Source organism: Parashewanella tropica (genome assembly GCF_004358445.1).
Classification (GTDB): Bacteria; Pseudomonadota; Gammaproteobacteria; order Enterobacterales; family Shewanellaceae; genus Parashewanella; species Parashewanella tropica.
This window is the reverse complement of record NZ_CP037951.1, coordinates 3710571-3728812: the sequence shown is the minus strand read 5'-3', so window position 1 is coordinate 3728812 and position 18242 is coordinate 3710571. Positions and strand designations below refer to the sequence as shown.

The 18242-nt window shown below is 41.4% G+C and carries 16 protein-coding genes; 9 read left to right on the top strand and 7 right to left on the bottom strand.

Translation table 11 applies throughout. The features are described from left to right. Positions 1-5: 5 nt before the first annotated feature. On the bottom strand, positions 6-1391 hold the full coding sequence (locus E2H97_RS16425; RefSeq protein WP_133408135.1) for an amidohydrolase: 1386 nt from the start codon (positions 1389-1391) through the stop codon (positions 6-8). Positions 1392-1456: 65 nt separating this feature from the next. Further along, a complete protein-coding gene (locus E2H97_RS16420; RefSeq protein WP_170308336.1) occupies positions 1457-4075 on the bottom strand; it encodes a TonB-dependent receptor in 2619 nt (872 codons plus the stop codon). Between the two features lie 463 nt (positions 4076-4538). On the opposite strand from E2H97_RS16420, the gene E2H97_RS16415 reads away from it, so the two are divergent. Beyond that, entirely contained in the window at positions 4539-5441 is a 903-nt protein-coding gene (locus tag E2H97_RS16415; protein WP_133408133.1) for an MBL fold metallo-hydrolase, read from the top strand. A 241-nt stretch (positions 5442-5682) separates the two neighbouring features. Here E2H97_RS16415 and slmA read toward each other — a convergent pair whose 3' ends face one another. From slmA to coaBC, 3 genes are all read right to left on the bottom strand, one after another. After that, on the bottom strand, positions 5683-6276 hold the full coding sequence (gene slmA, locus E2H97_RS16410; protein ID WP_133408132.1) for a nucleoid occlusion factor SlmA: 594 nt from the start codon (positions 6274-6276) through the stop codon (positions 5683-5685). Between the two features lie 226 nt (positions 6277-6502). Continuing rightward, positions 6503-6961, bottom strand: coding sequence for a dUTP diphosphatase (dut, locus tag E2H97_RS16405; RefSeq protein ID WP_133408131.1), 459 nt, complete (start codon positions 6959-6961; stop codon positions 6503-6505). Continuing rightward, the gene (gene coaBC, locus E2H97_RS16400) at positions 6945-8162 is read right to left on the bottom strand and encodes a bifunctional phosphopantothenoylcysteine decarboxylase/phosphopantothenate--cysteine ligase CoaBC (RefSeq protein ID WP_133408130.1); all 1218 of its coding nucleotides are present in this window, start codon (positions 8160-8162) and stop codon (positions 6945-6947) included. The genes dut and coaBC overlap by 17 nt, the downstream gene beginning before the upstream one ends. Before the next feature lie 201 nt (positions 8163-8363). Here coaBC and radC point away from each other — a divergent pair, with 201 nt between their 5' ends. The 4 genes from radC to E2H97_RS16380 all read left to right on the top strand — a co-directional run bounded on the left by radC (position 8364) and on the right by E2H97_RS16380 (position 10263). After that, positions 8364-9038, top strand: a complete 675-nt coding sequence (gene radC, locus E2H97_RS16395; RefSeq protein ID WP_133408129.1) for a RadC family protein — start codon at positions 8364-8366, stop codon at positions 9036-9038. Between the two features lie 159 nt (positions 9039-9197). Next, positions 9198-9434 carry a 50S ribosomal protein L28 gene (rpmB, locus tag E2H97_RS16390; protein WP_121839751.1) on the top strand — a complete coding sequence of 79 codons (237 nt, stop codon included), beginning with the start codon at positions 9198-9200 and terminating at the stop codon, positions 9432-9434. A 6-nt stretch (positions 9435-9440) separates the two neighbouring features. Continuing rightward, the gene (gene rpmG / locus E2H97_RS16385; RefSeq protein WP_121839750.1) at positions 9441-9614 is read left to right on the top strand and encodes a 50S ribosomal protein L33; all 174 of its coding nucleotides are present in this window, start codon (positions 9441-9443) and stop codon (positions 9612-9614) included. 106 nt (positions 9615-9720) lie between these two features. After that, positions 9721-10263 (top strand): PH domain-containing protein, encoded by a 543-nt coding sequence (locus E2H97_RS16380; protein ID WP_133408128.1) that lies wholly within the window; start codon positions 9721-9723, stop codon positions 10261-10263. Here E2H97_RS16380 and rarD read toward each other — a convergent pair. Next, positions 10222-11115 (bottom strand): EamA family transporter RarD, encoded by an 894-nt coding sequence (gene rarD, locus E2H97_RS16375; protein ID WP_133408127.1) that lies wholly within the window; start codon positions 11113-11115, stop codon positions 10222-10224. The genes E2H97_RS16380 and rarD overlap by 42 nt on opposite strands. 135 nt (positions 11116-11250) lie before the next feature. Here rarD and recQ point away from each other — a divergent pair, with 135 nt between their 5' ends. Next, positions 11251-13083, top strand: a complete 1833-nt coding sequence (gene recQ, locus E2H97_RS16370; RefSeq protein ID WP_133408126.1) for a DNA helicase RecQ — start codon at positions 11251-11253, stop codon at positions 13081-13083. Here recQ and E2H97_RS16365 read toward each other — a convergent pair. After that, on the bottom strand, positions 13076-14851 hold the full coding sequence (locus E2H97_RS16365) for a tetratricopeptide repeat protein (protein WP_133408125.1): 1776 nt from the start codon (positions 14849-14851) through the stop codon (positions 13076-13078). The genes recQ and E2H97_RS16365 overlap by 8 nt on opposite strands. A 286-nt stretch (positions 14852-15137) precedes the next feature. On the opposite strand from E2H97_RS16365, the gene E2H97_RS16360 reads away from it, so the two are divergent. From E2H97_RS16360 to rsmH, 3 genes are all read left to right on the top strand, one after another. Next, entirely contained in the window at positions 15138-16517 is a 1380-nt protein-coding gene (locus E2H97_RS16360) for an outer membrane protein transport protein (protein WP_133408124.1), read from the top strand. A 306-nt stretch (positions 16518-16823) separates the two neighbouring features. Beyond that, positions 16824-17282: a division/cell wall cluster transcriptional repressor MraZ gene (gene mraZ / locus E2H97_RS16355; RefSeq protein WP_133408684.1), complete on the top strand. Its 459-nt coding sequence runs from the start codon at positions 16824-16826 to the stop codon at positions 17280-17282. 14 nt (positions 17283-17296) lie between these two features. Next, a complete protein-coding gene (gene rsmH, locus E2H97_RS16350; protein WP_133408123.1) occupies positions 17297-18238 on the top strand; it encodes a 16S rRNA (cytosine(1402)-N(4))-methyltransferase RsmH in 942 nt (313 codons plus the stop codon). The last annotated feature ends 4 nt before the right edge of the window (positions 18239-18242 follow it).

Here is an 18242-nt window from a genome sequence, read left to right as displayed (position 1 = left end):
CCATGTTATTCGTTAATCCCTAATTCAAAATCACTTTGGATCTTGTTGAAGTTGGCTTTTCTATCGAACATGAGATTACCGTCTATGTAGACCTGCTCGGCTAAGGTATAGCTACTGAAGGGATCACCGCTCCACAGTACAACGTCAGCGTTTTTGCCTTTTTCTAATGAGCCAGTTACCTCATCAATGCCTAAGATTTTAGCGGCATTTAAGGTCAACCAACTAAAGGCTTGTGCTTTAGAAATATCAAGCCCGACTTTGTTACCATCTGCCCATGCTTTAGCGGCTTCTTGATTGAGCTTTTGAACTTGTGTCGCAGAATCGGAATGCACTACGGCACAGGCACCTTGGCTGGCTACCATAGGCACATTTTCATCAATGGCATCAAAAGATTCCATTTTAAAGCCCCACCAATCAGCCCACATGGCTGAGCAAATGTTTTCTTTTGCAAGCGTGTTAGCAATTTTGAAGCTTTCTACGGCATGATGAAAGGCTGTGATTTTGTAATCGAATTCTTTACTGAGGTTGATCATCGAGTTCATTTCATCAGCTCGATAGCAATGAATATGCACTAGAATCTCATCGTCCAGTACGCCGACAAGCGTATCGAGTGCGACATTGCGGGCTGGTGGTGTCGCCTGTTTTCCAGCCTTTAATGCACGTTCATAATTTTGCCATCTCTGTTTATAGGCTTTGGCGTCTTGCCATGCTTTGCGATAACCTGCCATATTGCCCATGCTGGTTTTAGGGCCACCTTTATTTCCATAGGTGCGTTTTGGGTTTTCACCGCAAGCCATTTTTATGCTGTAGGGAGCGTTCGGAAACTTCATGCCTTCACGACTAATGCTAGGCACATTTTTAATGGTTACGCCGCGACCACCAAATAGGTTGGCTGAGCCGGGAAGCACTAGCATTGTAGTGATGCCACCTTCTAAAGCGCGTGAAAATTCAGGAGCTTGTGGCCAAATAGAATGCTCTGCCCACACTTCAGGAGTGACAGGTTTCGTCCACTCGTTACCCTCTTTTTGTGATTTATGATTTGGTGATGAAAACAGTCCTAAATGAGAGTGGGCATCAATAATGCCAGGCGTTAGCCATTTTCCTGTGCCATCTATTTTTTTTGCATTATTCGGGATCTGAATATTTTTTCCTAACTCTACAATTTTGCCTGCTTTCATTACGATGCTGGCATTATTAATTTGCTCACCAGCACCCGTTAGCACGGTCGCATTGGTTATGGCGATTAATTGCGAAGGCTCAGGAGAATAAGTACTTGGATAAGGATTTTTGTTGATTGTGTGAGCGTAAGCTTGTGGGGCTAATAAGCTGGCGGCTACAGCAATCGTTTGCCACCGTACATTTAATTGTTTTAGTTTTTTTAGTAATGGCATTGTAAATATAACGTTAAAAGGTGGAAAGAAAAGAGCCTAATGCTAGGCATTAGGCTCTGTGTTGGTTAGAACTTATAAGTAACACCAAGTACGGCACGTCTATCGTTGATGGCGAAATCACGAGGACGGTATTCATCTTGGTAATAAGTGTGTACTTCTTTGTTGTTGATGTTCTTAAGACTCAACTTCACTTTAAATTTCTTAGTTAACTTGTAGTTGAATGAAGCATCTAACACGCCGCCACCAGAGTTAAACAGTGGCTTGCCTGCAACGATTGAGTCAAAGTACTTTTCACGCCAGTTCCAAGTTAAGCGAGCTGAGAACTTATCATCTTCGTAGATACCAGCAAGATTGTAACTGCTCTTAGACAAGTCTTGCAGAGGTAAGTCTAGACCTTCGATTGGCGATGGTGCTTCAGAGTCGATGAAAGTAGCGTTGGCTTTTAGACCAAAGTTTTGCCAAATACCAGGTAGGAAATCAAAGAATTGCTGATAAGAAGCCGCGAAGCCTTTAAGCTTACCTTTTTCACCGTTAACACGACGAGTCGTTAGGAACTCTTCACCGAAGAAGGTTTCGTTCTCAGAAACTTTGACTAAGAAACCATCCACTTCTTTGTAGAAGAAAGTACCTGTCAATGCTGTTGAGTCATTTACATACCATTCAACACCAATATCAAAGTTATCGGCCGTGAAGGCTTTTAGATCAGGGTTACCCGCATTTGCCGTATTGTTACCATAGTTCAGACGAACGCCAGGTGCTAAATCTGCAAAGTTAGGTTGAGACATTACGCGAGAAGCAGCAAAACGGATTAATACATCATCGCTGACTTCAAATTTAACGTTAACTGATGGTAAGAACGTAGTTTCGTCGTTCTCAGAATTGCTAGGTACGTACTCATTATCTTTGTTAAGGATCAGACCTTCACCATCACGTTTGGTGTCAACCATACGTAAGCCGAAGTTACCGCTGTATGGAACGCTACCGATTTCGCTTTCAAAATTAGCTTGAACATATGCCGCAAGGGTTTTTTCGGTAATATCAAAACGAAGGTTATTCGCTGGTGCTTCAGATGTGGCTTTTAACCCTAATGTACTACGTACTAATGCATCTTCACCGCGGATACCATCCATATCGCCAATAACGAAACCTGAAGGCAAGCCCGCTTCACCGTCATAAAAGTCAGAATCAGACAGCATGAATAAGTGATCTAGCTCTGAGCCCTCGATACCAAATTTAAACGGCTTTTTCTTGCTGCCTCTTTTTAGAAGGTCAAAACCAGAACGCTCTGCATCACGTACAGTGTAGCGGAAGCCTGTTTCAACTGATTGGAAAAAATCACCATTGATATCGTAAGTTAAGTCAGCTCTGAATGCGGTTTCATCACTTTTGGTTTTAGTGATTTGATCACGGAACTGATCGATGGCGAAATAACTTTTCTGATTGATGTTTGTTGGTACGGAAACATTTGGTGCTGAGCTGTTCGCGCCAGAGTAATCAACCGTAATTTCATCCGCTTTATTCGTGTCAGTTAGACGAAGGTTAGTGAAGGTATTATCACTTTCACTGCTTACATAACTGGCTTGAAGCTCTAAGGTGAAATCCCCGATAAAGTATTCGGCACCCAATGCGATATCATAGGTTTTTGTCTCACGTTCTTCGATTTGAGACAAAGACTGCATGGTTGGGTTAGTAAAGGTGATTTTGGTAACGTCTAAATTTGGGTTATCAAAGCTTGCTTCTTTGACTTTGGTACCAAACTTATAGTTAAGGGCATTACGACGAGTATCTTCGCTAAAATCAATATAGCCAAAATCTAAGAAGTAATGAGAATCTTCGTTCGGATCCCAGTCTAAACGTGCAACAATGTTATTACGCTTAGTTTCTTCTGTACCGTATACAAAGCCACCACCAGCAGAACGTTTAGCACCATCTTTACCACCAGCAATATCAACAGTAAACGGCAGAGTACGTTGGCGATCGAAACGGGTATTACGAGTTTGGTGGTTGAAAGCGAGTAGAGCACCAAATTCGCCGTATTCTGTGTCAAACGAATCGCCAACCATGCCAGAAATTTTTGGTGCCCACTTTTCAGAAAGATCCGCATACTGAGCTTGAACGTTGATAGAGCCTTTTTGATTATTGAAGTTAGTCGTTTTTACACGTTGCAGATCTAGTGTACCTGCAATACCACCTTCAATTTGGTTGGCTTGTGGTGACTTATACACCTTAATGCCTGACAAGCTTTCAGATGGAATGTCTTTAACATTGATGTTACGACCAATACCAGTAAACATGGTACGACCATTCATGGTCGTAATGCTTCGACCTAAACCACGGATCGAGATTTCACTACCTTCACCCGTTTGGCTGCGACCAATTTGAATACCAGGGAGACGCTGTAGCGTTTCAGCAATATTTGAGTCAGAAAACTTACCAATATCTTCAGCGACAATAACATCAACCACCTGATTTGACTCACGCTTGTCACGTAGGCCAGATTCTAATGCGGACTTAATGCCTGAAACTTGGATGCGTTCTACATCGTCATTTTTCTTGTTGGCTTTTTTTTGGCTTTCTTCTCTTTGTTCTGCGATTGTGTTACTCACTTCCTGCGCGATCAAAGACGGTGTAAACCCTAAGCTTATGAGTGTTGCCCCTATGAGCAGCTTGCGGTTCGATGTCAAAATTTTTCTCCTTTTATTGTTTTTATCAGATCAAGGGTTAACGTTTTACTTCTCAAAGCCGCGAGGCAACCATTTGAGTACAAAGCTTACGATGTCTATAAGTGCATAGGATACTGCCGCAAATATAGGCTACACGACCTATAGTGACCTGAATATACAAATATATAACATATCGGTTAATTATAATAAATATGCTAAATAGGCTTTATTTTTAGGTAAAAAGTCATTTTTTTTCAGGTTAAACGATTAACCTTATATGTATCAATGTGTTAGTGTGTGTTTTGTAACTTGTAAGTAAATTTATTTTTTTAACAATAAAAATTGAAATGTTAATAAATTCACCTCTAGGTTAAATTTTTAAGGGGGTATTTATTAATCAACGAATTTCGAAAAATTAGCTGAATGAATATTCAAATTTCCTATTTATATGATTTAATAGGGGTTCAAACAAAGGAGAATAATAATGAAAAAACTGGCACGATGCCTTGCGCTATGCACACTTATTGCTGCAGGTGCTCAAGCTTCACAAATGAAAGTGGTGATCTTGGGAACAGGAACGCCTAATCCTGATCCTGAACGCTCTGGCCCTGCACTGGCTGTGATCAAAGATAATCAATCTTATCTGATTGATGCGGGTCCTGGTGTGGTGCGTCGAGCAGAGTCTGCTAGACAAAAGCACAACATACCAGCCCTAGCCGCCAGTCAACTTCAAACGGCATTTTTGACTCACTTACATACCGATCATACCGTTGGTCTACCTGATTTACTTTTTACCTCTTGGACATTAGAGCGACCAGTTCCTTTAGCCGTTTATGGTCCTGAAGGCACCAAGAAGATGATGACCCATCTACAAAAAGCCTATCAACAAGATATTCATATACGGTTAAATGGGTTGGAGCCCGCAAACGAGCAAGGTTATAAAGTCGATGTCACAGAGTTTGAAGGTGCAAAACCTTTATTGAAGAAAGGTGATTTTAAAGTCACTGCAATCCCTGTGCTTCACGGTTCTTGGCAGCATTCGTTTGGTTATAAATTTGAAGACGGTAAGCGTAGCATTGTGATTTCTGGCGATGCTCGCCCAAGTCCTGAATTGATTAAAGCCGCAAAAGGAGTGGATGTGCTGGTACATGAAGTGTACTCGACGGAAGGGTTTAAAACTCGTCCACCAGTATGGCAGAAATATCACTCGTCTTTCCATACTTCGACTAAAGAATTGGCTGAGATTGCGAAGAAAACCCAACCGAAATTATTAGTGCTTTACCATCAGCTATATTGGGGGACAACTGATGCGGATTTGATCAAAGAAATTCGTAAGTATGGTTACAAAGGTAAAGTGGTATCGGCAGCTGATTTGGATATGTATTGATTTATAAGATTGAATCAATTTATAGACTTGTATATTGAATAATACCATTCACATTAATTAACTGTGTTTATAGAGAAGCGTTAGCAAAGGAAATACAAGGCGCAATGATGAGTCATAGCCGTTGCTATGGTGAGGAATTGCAACGACGTAGTTGCAAAGCTAAGGCTTAATTCTAAAGGCATAGTTAATTAGTACGAATGGTATAATAGGTAGCTCGTGAAATAGAGCTACCTTTTGTTTATTAGCTCTGCAATAACTGCTTTTCTACAAACTGCCATTGCTCAGGAAATTGAGCTGTTGGTTTTTGCTTAAAATCGCTACGAACAAATTGAGCGATTCTACCTTCTGCAATTGCCAACAATAGATTGGCTAATACTGCTTCATCAATTTGAAAACCTTGGCCTTCACGCAAGGTTTTTTCGCGTAAGATTTGCTTTAGATGGGTTTCAATCTTAGAGAAAAGGGCGTTGATACGATCGCGTAGGCGCTCATTTTCACCTAATAGAGCATCACCATTCAACAGGCGTGAAATGCCTGGGTTTCGCTCTGCAAACATTAATACCAATTGTAGTAATAATTGGCAGCGTTTCATGGTGTCTTTCTCTTCATCCATAATCAGATTTATGCGAGTGAGTAAAGACTCTTCCATAAACTCAATTAAGCCTTCGTACATTCTGGCTTTACTTGGAAAGTGACGATAGAGCGCTGCCTCGGATACACCCACCTCTGCGGCTAATTTAGCGGTGGTGATCCTCTGCCCTGGATTGGTTTCTAGCATATGAGCTAAACATTCAAGAATATGTTGCTTGCGGCTTTTTTTCTTTGGTTCTGCCATTTTGTATTCCTACTGCACCTGTTTTGTTACCTAACCTCAGTTCTGTATAAAGAAGCCAGTAACATTATGATTTACATTGTAAAACTTAAATTCTATCTACAGTGCTGCTAATTTTGTGTAGTTCAAGGCAGAACAGTTCGTAATAGCCTGCCTATTTCGTGCTGTTCTAACACAGAAATACTCATAAGTAGCTGTGCTGTAGAGGTTGAGTTATGCAGAACTGAGGTTACTTAGTCCCAGAGTGACCAAAGCCACCTTCGCCACGTTGTGAACTGTCAAATTCATCCACTAATTTAAATTCAGCTTGAACCACAGGCACAAACACCAGTTGCGCTAGACGCTCACCAATTTCTAAGGTGAAAGATTCATTTGAGCGATTCCAGCATGACACCATCAATTGACCTTGATAGTCAGAATCGATGAGACCAACCAGATTACCCAGAACAATCCCTTTTTTATGTCCTAAACCAGAGCGAGGAAGGATCACGGCAGCCAATCCTGGATCGGCCAAATGAATAGCAATACCTGTTGGGATCAATTGAGTTTCGCTAGGTTCAATCACTATTTCAGTGTCAATCATGGCTCGTAAATCCATGCCTGCACTACCAACGGTAGCGTAATCAGGTAGGGGATATTCAGAACCGATACGAGGGTCGAGAATTTTCAGTTCAATGGGAGTTTTCATTGTGATCCATTCTTTCAATGATAAGTTGCAATAGTTGCTGAGCTAATTCGGTTTTGCTGGTCGTGGGTAAACTTTGTTGACCATCCGTCCATATAACATGTAGAGCATTGTTATCGGCATTAAAGCCTTGTCCTTGGATTGCCACGTCATTCGCCGCAATCATATCAAGATTTTTGCGTTCGAGTTTACCTTTAGCATATTCAATGACATTACTGGTTTCAGCTGCAAAGCCAACCGTGAAGGGCTTATCTTTTAAATTTGCCACTGTTGCCAAAATATCGGGATTTCGGGTTAACTCTAGTTGCATTGTTTCAGCTGATTTTTTTATTTTATCAGTGGCTACTTGTTCAACTTTATAATCAGCAACGGCAGCGCAGCCAATAAAAATGTCTTGCTCTTTAATGTCAGATAAAACAGATTCAAGCATATTTTCAGCGCTATCAACATCAACTCGATTAACATGAGTGGGAGTATTAAGTGCAACTGGACCTGAAACTAAGGTGACATTAGCACCAAGTGCTTGGGCGGCCTGAGCAATGGCATAGCCCATTTTTCCTGAGCTATGGTTCGATAAGAAGCGCACAGGGTCAATAGCCTCACGAGTTGGCCCAGCTGTGATCATCACATTTTTTCCCTGTAGAGGTAAATATTCAGAAGCTTTAAAAAAGTCACAAGCTAATGCTGTGATGTCTAAAGGCTCTAACATTCTGCCTGGACCGACTTCACCACAAGCTTGGCTACCTGACGCAGGCCCCCAAATATGAACATCTCTTTGTTTCAATGTGTTTAGATTATCTTGAGTCGCTGCATGAACATACATTTGTTGATTCATTGCTGGGCAAATCGCCACAGGTGACTCTGTAGCAATGCATAGGGTTGTGATCAGTTCATCGGCCATTCCTGCCGTTAATCTTGCGATGAAATTGGCAGTAGCAGGTGCGATAATGACTAAATCTGCCCAGCGAGCTAACTCAATGTGTCCCATTGCGGCTTCAGCAGAAGGATCGAGAAGGCTATCGGAAACAGGATAGCCTGAAAGCGCTTGCAGCGTTAATGGCGTGATAAATTCCTTGGCACTTTGGCTCATTACCACTCGAACATCGGCACCTTGCTCTTTCAGCTTTCTTACTAAGTCTGCACTTTTATAGGTGGCAATGCCACCACAGATCCCAACGAGAATTTTTTTATGGCTCAGCTTCATGTAAGTGATCACTAACTAAAAAATATGGAGTAACCATATCATAGACTCAAAAGCCCTAAAAGTGATGGATTTGTCTTGAAAAACCTAATGGAATCCAAAGCGCTTCGTGGTTGCTATAGCCATTGGGTGTTTGTATTTTATTGTTTATAAAATAAATTTTGTCATAATGGCTTTTCTCAAAACCTGTGATCAAGGACGAATATGGGAATTAATCATTGGCCATCAGGAGAAGGCCCAAGAGAGAAATTATTAGCCTTTGGTGCTTCTAGGCTGTCGGATGCTGAGTTATTAGCCATTATCTTGCGAAACGGCAATAAAAACATGGATGCTGTGGAATTGTCACGACAACTTTTACAAGAATTTGGCGGGCTTAGGCAATTATTCTCTGCTTCTTTCAAACAGATCTGTCGACTTCCGGGAGTGGGACCTGTAAAATACGCCCAGTTGCAAACCGCGGCAGAATTGTCGAAGCGCATTGCGCAGCAAAGTTTGCATCGAGGTCCCGTATTATCCAGTCCCGATGTGACTCGAGATTATTTAATACGCCAATTATCGGATCGGAATTATGAAGTTTTTGCCGTGCTGTTGTTGGATAGCCAGCACAGAGTGATTCAATTTGTTGAATTATTCCGCGGCACTATAAATGCGGCATCAGTATATCCACGGGATATAGTGGGACTGGTGCTAGAAAAAAACGCAGCAGCTGTGATTGTTTGTCATAATCACCCTTCTGGGGTGGCGGAGCCGAGTCAGGCCGATAAGCGCATCACTGAGCGCATTCATTCTGCCTTATCTACCATAGACGTAGCTTTGCTGGATCATTTGGTAGTGGGCGACAGAGACATCGTATCGTTTGCTGAACGTGGATGGCTCTAAAAATAAGACGAATGCGGTGAAATTAACCAAGAAGATGAAAAATTCTTGATCTCACCCTATGAATCGTGTATAAAATGCGCCCTCTTTGTGCCTCGGGCGACGGCCATACGAGGCACATAAATGCTCGAGCGTTAAAATTGTTTTTTGGAGAAGATTGACATGTCAAGAGTATGCCAAGTAACTGGCAAGCGTCCGATGGTTGGTAACAATCGCTCGCACGCAAAAAACGCGACTCGTCGCCGCTTTTTGCCGAACCTACAAAGCCACCGTTTCTGGTTAGAATCAGAAAAGCGCTTTGTTAAATTACGTGTATCTACTAAAGGTATGCGCATCATCGATAAGAAAGGTATCGAAGTTGTTGTTGCTGAACTTCGTAACCGTGGCGAGAAGGTGTAATAGAAAATGGCTAAAGCTAAAGGTAATCGCGAGAAGATCAAATTAGTTTCAAGCGCTAAAACTGGTCATTTCTACACGACTGAAAAGAACAAGCGTAACATGCCTGAGAAAATGGAAATCAAAAAATTTGATCCAGTAGTTCGCAAGCACGTTATCTACAAAGAAGCAAAAATTAAGTAATTTGTTTTTTTGAACTGTTCTAAAGCCTCGACATTGTTCGAGGCTTTTTTTTGTTCAAAATTTTGTTAAGGTTAATATATCTGTTAGGCATAAAAGGATTTTTGCCATGGCTCCCCTCACTTTTTCACTCGCCCCATTAAGCACTATCGGCATTATCTGGTTTGTTGGCTTATTTCTGCTGCTTTGGTATGTATTAATAAAAACCGCTTCAGCGGATGGCTTTTTTAAGTACTTGTGGGTGTTGCCTATAGCGGTGTTAGTTAGCGCCTTAGGTTATACCTTTGTAAAGACATGGGACTCAACGTTGAGTATTGAAAATAAGCAATTAACCTTGTCTATCCCTTTTTATGGCAAATCTTGGCCTTTAGATGACGTTGATTGGTCCAAGGTTAAATTGGTTGATTTAGAGCAAGAGTCCCTGTTAGAAATCAGCCATCGAGAAAATGGCGTTGGCTTACCAGAGTTTAGTTTGGGCTACTTTCGCTTAAAGCACGCCTTTGACGGTAAAACCAAAGCACTGTTAGCGGTAACGGATGCACGCCATGTATTGGTATTACCGACAAAGAATGTCGTAGTGATGGTCAGTATCAAAAATCCTCAGCAAGCATTACTGCTGTTGACGCCGTTTACGAGTGAGGAGCAGATCTGATACAAAAATAATTAGAGCAAGCCAAATAAAACCAAACGTTGTGGCTTTTTCAGCTGTGAAGGGCTCATGATATAAAAAGGTCGCCAGAATGAACATTAAGCTAGGGCCAATGTACTGGAAAAAGCCCAGCATAGATAATGGGATTCGAATTGCCGCTCCGGCAAAGCACAACAAAGGTACAGAGGTGACAATGCCTGCCATCAATAAAATAAAGTTGGTATCAAGAGGGTGATCCATAAAGGCCACATCATGAACCGCAAATTGGTAAAACACATATCCAATGACCACTGGAAGTAATAAAGCCGTTTCTACCAGTAACCCTGTTTTTGCATCGACATTGGCTTTTTTACGCACCAGACCATAAATGGCAAAAGAGCTCGCTAATGCAATAGAAACAATGGGAATAGAACCAAAAGAAATGAGCTGGATAACCACCCCTATTACAGCAAGTGTAACCGCAACCCATTGTAATTTTCTTAATCGCTCGCCAAGAAATAACATTCCGAGTACAACGTTAAACAGTGGGTTAATAAAGTAACCTAAGCTGGCATCCAGCATATGCTCATTATTAACGGCCCAAATAAACAACAACCAGTTAAAAGCAATCAATACAGAGGTACAAGCCAGAACCAGTAGCTTTTTAGGTTTTCGAAAAAGTTGCCTAAATTGGCTAAAGCCTCCAATAAATGACATCAAAACGATCATAAACACAAAAGACCATATTACTCGGTGCAATAGAATTTCAGTGGCGGGGACTGATTCTAGTAATTTGAAGTAAATAGGCGCAATGCCCCAAAGCACATAAGCACATACGGCCAGTGCTATTCCTTTTTGGTGTTCGTTTTGAGTCATAAATGAAGGTGTTAGATGGAAAGAAATAGAATTGTAAGGGGGAGTGTCTTATCCGACAAGGAAATTAATTTTCCAAGACAAGATTGATGCAGTTGATTAGAATAATGGTTCTGATGCGCTTATTACAAATACTCAATGGAACCAGCACAACAATTGGATAGCTCCTGCTCTCTTCACTCTTGTCTCAACGAAGTCTTTGGCTATCGTTCATTTCGTGATGGTCAACAACAGGTGATAGAGCATGTGTTGTCTGGTCAGGATGTCATGGCAATTATGCCAACTGGTGGCGGCAAAAGTTTATGTTACCAAGTTCCAGCGTTGTTATTGCCGGGTTTAACCATTGTAGTTTCTCCATTGATTTCTTTAATGAAAGATCAAGTAGACAGTTTGCTGCAAACGGGCGTAGCGGCGGCTTATTTGAACTCGTCTTTAGGTCGTGAACAGATTAACGATATTTTTAGACGCTTACATCAAGGAGAAATCAAGCTTCTTTATGTTTCACCTGAGAGATTACTCAATGGTGATTTGGTCGAACGTCTTTCTCATCTTAACATTAGCCTATTTGCTATCGATGAAGCTCATTGTATTAGTCAGTGGGGACATGATTTTCGCCCTGAATATGCACAGCTCGGTCTGCTAAAGCAACGTTTTCCGCAAGTACCTTTAATGGCGCTAACCGCAACAGCAGATAAAGCGACGCGAGAGAGTATTAAAGAGCGTTTGAACATACATCCGTTTGAGTGGCTGTCGAGTTTTGATCGTCCAAATATACGCTATACCGTTGTCGAAAAGCTTAATGCCTCACAACAACTGCGTCAGTTTATCAGTACACAGCAAGGTAACAGCGGTATTGTTTATTGTTCATCACGTAGACGCGTGGATGAAGTTGCAGACCGATTAACGCTGCAAGGGATTAATGCTAAAGCGTATCATGCTGGCATGACCAATGAAGAAAGGGCCGAAGTTCAAGAAGCCTTTTTAAAAGATCACATTGACGTTGTGGTTGCGACTGTTGCCTTTGGAATGGGGATCAACAAATCTAATGTCCGTTTTGTCGTGCATTACGATATTCCTAAGAGCATTGAATCTTATTATCAAGAAACAGGAAGAGCAGGGCGAGATGGATTAGAGGCTGAGGCTTTTATGCTGTTTGATCCTGCTGATATCGGCCGCGTTCAGCATTTAATTGAACAGTCACCATCGCAAAGTCAGCAACAGGTAGACAGGCACAAATTACATTCAATGGCGGCTTTTGCTGAAGCACAAACGTGCAGGCGACAAGTATTGCTTCACTATTTTGGTGAGCAAGCCAATGAACCTTGTGGTAACTGTGATGTGTGTTTAGATCCTCCCAAGCAATACGATGGCACTGAAGATGCGCAAAAAGTTCTGTCATGTATTTATCGTATTAAGCAACGCTATGGACTGAATTATTTAATTGATGTGCTTAGAGGCTCACAATCTCAGTTAGTGATAGAACGTGGTCATAACGTGTTGAGTACTTGGGGCATAGGTAAAGATAAAAGCCATGAACATTGGCTGAGCATTATTCGTCAACTTATCCATTTAGGCTTGGTAACCCAAGATATCACTCGTGGCTCTGCGGTAATACTTAATCCCAGCGCCAGAGCCGTTCTAAAAGGTGAACAGTCATTGCAATTAGCTGTGCCTAGAATGCAAGTTAAGCCAGTGACACGTAAATCAAAAACAGCCAGCCGTGCCCCTCAGCATTATGATAGGCAGTTGTTTGCCAAATTAAAATCGTTGAGACGCCGATTAGCTGATGAATTAGAGATACCACCATACTTGGTGTTTAGTGACGCAAGTTTGGCCGAAATGGCGGCGAATATGCCGACAACAGAGCAGCAATTTTTAGCCATTAACGGTGTTGGAGCCAGAAAGTTAGAACGATTTGGTACCGACTTTATTGATGAAATCCAATCATTCTTAACGCAAAGCGTTACATAGCAATGGGGGGCACACTGTCATCCTTCACTTCTCGACGTTTAATTTGAGAAAGGCGTTCTAAATAAGCACGTTTGACCAACGAATCTAAGTTATCAAACGATTTAAAGGTACTCAGGCCAAAAGTCTGCTTTTTCAGAGTTGAAGGTAGGCTATGTGTGATTTGGCGAATAATTTTATAACCAGCGACATTATTGACTTTCGGTAACAAAACAACCCACTCGTCAGAGTTGTGTTGAAGCAATAGATCGCCTTCACGTAGTACATCATGAATGGCTTCTAAAACTTGAGTTTTTTCATTATCAGACAATGAATTTAACTTGGTGACTAAAGCGGTTACAGAGTAGTTATACTGCTTTGCCTTCAATAACATATTTGTTGCTCTTAACTCAACTGAGTCAACCGAGCTTACATTTTGATTTTTTATCGATCTGAGTTGCTTTCTCTGGAAGTAAAATACCAGTCCAATAAGCAAGCCTACCACGCCTAAAACAAAAAGAATGACGGTGATGGTTTGGTTAGTTGTTAACAACCCCTGAGTCTTATCGATTATGGGCGCAGAAGGTTGATTGTGTATTGATGCTTGTCGATCTAATCTGGCTTTGTATTGAATAAATCGAGCATTGCTCGTTTGCTCATTGTATTTGGCTGTAGCAGCATAACTTTTAACCTTATAATTATAAGCAGATTCAAAATCGCCTGTACTGGCGTAGTGCTTGGCTAATATTTCATAAAATTCAAGTAAATCGTGGTGTAATTTAAGGTCTTTAGCCTGCTCTATAATTTCCTTCATGAGCGGGATGGCTTTTTGGGCTTCATTTAACCCAAAGTGGACTTGAGCTAAAAGCCTTTTAACGCGAAGCGTATAGCCGAGTTGGTAACCTCTTTCGAAGTAAATTAATGCTAAATTAAGCAATTTTTGGGCTTCATGCAGATTCCCTAAATTAAACTCCATACCTCCTAGGGTTGCGTAGCTCCAAGCTATATCCAGTTCACCCTCTAATTCAGGCACTATTTTTTTTGCTTCTTCAACGTAACTTTGGCTTAATTTCAGCTGATTATTATCAAAATACTTTCTGGCTGCTCCAATTAGAGCTAAATAATGAACCTTGCCTTTTAATTCATTTGTCGCAAGGGCTTTATGTATATAGGAAATACTTTTATCAAGATCTCCTGTCATATTGAATAAGTGTGACAAAGAGATATAGAAGAATGTTTCAGGTTCCCAAACCCAATTATTGCTTTGTGTAAAATTCAAAGAAAGGACATCAATTGCAAATCTTAGATCTTCCAGAGCTGAAGCATAATTTCCGGCAGAAATTTCAAAATCACCTCTCATTCTTAATGCAGATGATAAAGCTTGAAATTGTTCTTTTTCCTTAGCCATATTGATTACGGTGTCAAATAGAGGAAGTGCTTCTTTTATGTTGCCTAGCTGTAAATATGATTCAGCCATACAGAGTAAAAAATAAGGGCGTGCATCGTTGAAGTTTAACTGTTTTGATTTAGCTTCGTATAATTTGGCTAGATTTATCGCCGCTTGATTTTCCCCTAATGCAGCTAAGGATTTACATTTTAGTAGTTGAAGTCTTAATTGTTCGTATATAGGAGTTGTAGTCGTTTGGGTCGACTCTAGCTTGTTAATTTGATCTTGGGCTTGTTTGGGATATTGATTTATTAATAACACCAACTCATCCATTTGCTTCATTGGGTTGCCAAAAGCGGTTGGGAGCCAAAAAAGTAGCCCGAAAACCATCACTCGAAAATCCATTTACTACCCCAATATGGCGTTTTTTATTTAGCGCAATTTTATGTTTTATTTTAAGGACAGCGATTGTAGCAATCTGAAGAAGATAATTGAATTGTTTTTGCTCAATTGTGCATGGATATATTGAATAGAATTGGCGATAAATTGGACATAAAGAAAAGCGGAATGGCAATGCTCATGAATAAACGTTGCTAACTGAAACATCAGTAGTATGATTGCGCGCCGTTGAGTGTTTACTCTAAGGGGCAGCCCTTAATTGAATTAAGTAAGCACATAATTGATTAGAGATATGATTTTGAAAATAGTTAAAAAGAGCGCTCTTTCTACTGCAATTTGTTCAGCTGTTGCTTTATCGAGTATTCAAGCAAAAGCCGCGGGTTTTCAGCTTGCAGAATACTCTGCAACTGGATTAGGTCGTGCCTTTGCCGGGGAGGCGATAATTGCAGATAACGCATCGTCTCAAGGAAGAAACCCTGCATTGTTGGCCGCGCTTAAGGGGCGCAATATATCTACGGGTGCGATTTACGTTAAAACGAATATTGATGTGCCTAGTGATGTCTCGTTGACGGTGGCGACTGCAGATGGAAAGACAGTGCCTCTAGGGCGTTTTAATGCCAGCGCCAAAGATGTTGCTGACAATGCCATAGTGCCAAACTTCTATTATAGTGAACAGCTTAATTCGCAGTGGAGCTGGGGCATTGGAGTGAATTCCAAGTATGGGTTAGCGACTGAAGTGGATTCGGATCACGCCTCAGCTTTATTTGGTCAAAAAACTTCAATTAAATCTGTGGAATTTAACCCTAACGTTGCATATCAAGTTAATGACACTTTCGCTCTTGGGGCTGGTGTACGAGTTGTATATGCAGAAGGGGAGCTCAATTCAAGTGTTCCAAAGTGGGTGTCAAGTTTGACTTTGCCCAAGCCTCTACCATTACCGCCTGCAGGTACAAGCCTTAAAGCACTAGAGGGTGATGACATCGCCTTTGGTTGGAATTTAGGCCTTACTTGGGCCGCATCTTCCGAGCACCAATTTGGCTTGGCGTATCACAGTCAAGTCGATTTGACTTTGAAAGGTAAAGCGGATGGTTACTTATATAATCGAGGAACAGGAAAACGCTTTGATGGGCAATTACCGATAGATTTGCCTGCGTTTGCTGAGTTTTCAAGTATTCATCAATTATCTGAGCATCTAAAAGTTCATACTAGTATCAATTGGACACAATGGAGCGTGTTTAAAGAACTGCGGGCTTCATTCTATGGCGCAGAAAAACCGCTCGATCGCACAGGAAAGCCTATTAGCAGTGAGCTCTTAAAAGAAGAAAACTTTAAAGATAATTGGCGTTTTGCTATAGGAACAAGTTATGAACTTAGCCCAATGTGGCAATTAAAAGCAGGAGTTGCACTAGATAAAACCGCTGTACACGATGAATATCGCACAACCACAATTCCTGATTCAGATCGCCTATGGTATTCAATAGGTGCTGGTTATAAAGCGAATGAACAACTCTGCTTGGATATCGGCGTTACCTACATCAAAGCTCATGGTAGAGCACCGATTAACGAAAGTATCCCTTTAACAACTTCATTAGGACAAGTTTCTATTAATCTTGACGGAGAAGCTACTGGTGATGTTTGGCTCGCGGGGATTCAGTTAAGCTACAAATTATAACCCTCCAACCATAGCCTCACTTTCGTGGGGCTCTATCACAGTAAGTTGATATTGCTATTATTCAGGTTCAAATAGGTAAACTATGCTTCAACATGGTTGAAGCTTCTCATTTAGCCCCAAATCATGTTTCCTTTTCTTGCCGTATTATCCATATCAAAGTGCGTTGTATTGCTTGCTATAGCTTGATTTAAAGCTTATTGATATTGGATTGGGAGGTGTGAAGACTTCTTGACAATTCTTGTCATCTATCCCTAAACTTAGCTTTGGTGGGAAATTGTGGATATTTGTGGACAAGGATGGGAAAGAGTGTTTTCAGGAGCCAGCAGTGTCAACTTAGATAGCAAAGGACGGATCGCAATGCCAACGCGATACCGAGAGCTATTGCGTGTTGAATCTGAAGGTAAATTTGTTATCACCGTAGACATTCAATCGACCTGTTTATTGTTATATCCCATCCATGAATGGCACAAGATCGAAGCTAAATTATTGCTGTTGTCAGACACTCAGCAAACAGAAAGAGCACTAAAACGCCTGTTACTGGGCCATGCGCATGAATGCGAAATGGACGGCAACGGGCGTTTATTATTGCCCCAAACATTAAGAAAATACGCAGGCTTGGAAAAACACGCCATGTTAGTGGGGCAGTTGAATAAATTTGAGCTATGGGATGAGTTAGCTTGGCAGCAACTTATCGATGAAAGCAAACAAGCGATAACCAATGAAAATTTAGCCAGTAGCGAAAGGCTGTCGGACTTTTCATTGTAGATAAAGAGAATAATATGACAGAAGTATTTGCCCATGTATCGGTGTTGTTACAAGAGACCGTTGATGGCTTGAGCATTAAGCCTGACGGGATTTATATCGATGGTACTTTTGGTCGAGGCGGGCACTCAGGATTAGTACTTTCAGCATTAGGACAACATGGACGGTTGATTGCGATTGACCGTGATCCACAAGCAATTAAAGCCGCTGAAAAATACCAAGATGATCCAAGATTCGAGATCGTTCATGGTGGTTTTGGGCAGTTAGCTGACTATATCGAAGCTAAAGGGTTAGTTGGGAAAATAGACGGTGTGTTATTAGATCTTGGCGTGTCGTCTCCACAGCTTGATGATGCTGAAAGAGGCTTTAGTTTTTTACGTGATGGTCCATTGGATATGCGCATGGACAATAGCCAAGGTGAAACGGCAGCACAGTGGTTAGCAAGAGCTGAACTCGAAGATATGGCTTGGGTGTTTAAGACTTATGGCGAGGAAAAAAATGCGCGACATATTGCTCGATGCATTGCGGCCGATCGCGAAAAAACGCCCTTTACACGTACAAAAGAACTCGCGGATTTGATTTATCGGATCACTAAGAAAAAAGAGAAGAACAAGCATCCGGCAACACGAGTGTTTCAGGCGATACGCATATACATAAACAGTGAGTTAGAGCAAATAGATCAAGCCTTAGAAGGCGCATTAACAGTGCTTGCACCTGAGGGGCGATTGTCCGTGATTAGTTTTCACTCTTTAGAAGATCGGATGGTAAAACGCTTTATACGCAGACACAGCCAAGCAGCTGAAGTGCCGTATGGGTTACCTGTATCAGAGGCTGAGTTAAATAAAAATCGCAAATTAAAGGCGATTGGTAAGGCATTGAAGCCCTCAGCAGAGGAGTTAGAACTTAACCCTCGAGCTCGAAGTTCAGTATTACGTGTGGCTGAACGCTTACCTTACTAGGAGC

What these genes read in the sequence shown, in the direction of transcription:
- rarD (WP_133408127.1), bottom strand. Translation starts at nt 11,115, where the DNA reads ATGACTCAAAACGAACACCAAAAAGGAATAGCACTGGCCGTATGTGCT.
- radC (WP_133408129.1), top strand. Translation starts at nt 8,364, where the DNA reads ATGGGAATTAATCATTGGCCATCAGGAGAAGGCCCAAGAGAGAAATTA.
- E2H97_RS16360 (WP_133408124.1), top strand. Translation starts at nt 15,138, where the DNA reads ATGATTTTGAAAATAGTTAAAAAGAGCGCTCTTTCTACTGCAATTTGT.
- E2H97_RS16425 (WP_133408135.1), bottom strand. Translation starts at nt 1,391, where the DNA reads ATGCCATTACTAAAAAAACTAAAACAATTAAATGTACGGTGGCAAACG.
- slmA (WP_133408132.1), bottom strand. Translation starts at nt 6,276, where the DNA reads ATGGCAGAACCAAAGAAAAAAAGCCGCAAGCAACATATTCTTGAATGT.
- rpmG (WP_121839750.1), top strand. Translation starts at nt 9,441, where the DNA reads ATGGCTAAAGCTAAAGGTAATCGCGAGAAGATCAAATTAGTTTCAAGC.
- E2H97_RS16380 (WP_133408128.1), top strand. Translation starts at nt 9,721, where the DNA reads ATGGCTCCCCTCACTTTTTCACTCGCCCCATTAAGCACTATCGGCATT.
- coaBC (WP_133408130.1), bottom strand. Translation starts at nt 8,162, where the DNA reads ATGAAGCTGAGCCATAAAAAAATTCTCGTTGGGATCTGTGGTGGCATT.
- recQ (WP_133408126.1), top strand. Translation starts at nt 11,251, where the DNA reads ATGGAACCAGCACAACAATTGGATAGCTCCTGCTCTCTTCACTCTTGT.
- E2H97_RS16415 (WP_133408133.1), top strand. Translation starts at nt 4,539, where the DNA reads ATGAAAAAACTGGCACGATGCCTTGCGCTATGCACACTTATTGCTGCA.
- rsmH (WP_133408123.1), top strand. Translation starts at nt 17,297, where the DNA reads ATGACAGAAGTATTTGCCCATGTATCGGTGTTGTTACAAGAGACCGTT.
- dut (WP_133408131.1), bottom strand. Translation starts at nt 6,961, where the DNA reads ATGAAAACTCCCATTGAACTGAAAATTCTCGACCCTCGTATCGGTTCT.
- E2H97_RS16365 (WP_133408125.1), bottom strand. Translation starts at nt 14,851, where the DNA reads ATGGATTTTCGAGTGATGGTTTTCGGGCTACTTTTTTGGCTCCCAACC.
- rpmB (WP_121839751.1), top strand. Translation starts at nt 9,198, where the DNA reads ATGTCAAGAGTATGCCAAGTAACTGGCAAGCGTCCGATGGTTGGTAAC.